1 protein-coding gene and 1 tRNA gene are annotated in these 571 nt (G+C 38.0%); both read right to left on the minus strand.

The genetic code is table 11. The annotated features are described in order from the left end of the window. Positions 1-17: 17 nt before the first annotated feature. Positions 18-365 (minus strand): hypothetical protein, encoded by a 348-nt coding sequence (locus tag IC221_RS29285; RefSeq protein ID WP_188172328.1) that lies wholly within the window; start codon positions 363-365, stop codon positions 18-20. A gap of 130 nt (positions 366-495) precedes the next feature. Next, a tRNA-Met gene (locus IC221_RS29290) sits at positions 496-569 on the minus strand. Between the last annotated feature and the right edge of the window lie 2 nt (positions 570-571).

Consider the following 571-nt stretch of genomic DNA (forward strand, 5'->3'; position numbering starts at 1 on the left):
GTTGACTACTTATGGCTTCAGTATCGAGCAAGTGCTTTTAAAAAAGACGCGTATTCCTCTGACATACGTGTTCCCTTGGCTACTAATTTCCAATCTCTTGAGAGCTTCAGGTGGTTATCTTTCTCTGCCCATCTGCGTCGCTTTACTATTAACTTTACCTTTTTACCCCGAATAGGAAAATCCTCTATAGTCTTAGGGTTATGAAAGCCGCGCTTTTGTAAGCTCAAATGTGAGTACTCTACAGGAGGTATATCTTTTTCTTTTAAATAAATTTGTAGTTCTGTTGAACTGTTGGTATAGTCTTCGATTTCGAAGTAATCTAACATCCCTTCAGGGAAAAACAAGGCTAATAAATCATCATTCATAACATGACAAAGATAACAACATTATGTTTTTTGCCCACTTTTTGTTGTTGACCCATTAATAGCTATAAAGTGATAAAGAAAATAGTGGAAATAAAAAAAAAGCCCAAGGTAATTATACCTTGAGCTTTTGTAGCGAGAACGAGAGTTGAACTCGTGACCTCCGGGTTATGAATCCGACGCTCTAACCAACTGAGCTACCTCGCCAG

The organism is Flammeovirga sp. EKP202, from assembly GCF_014534745.1.
Classification (GTDB): domain Bacteria; phylum Bacteroidota; class Bacteroidia; order Cytophagales; family Flammeovirgaceae; genus Flammeovirga.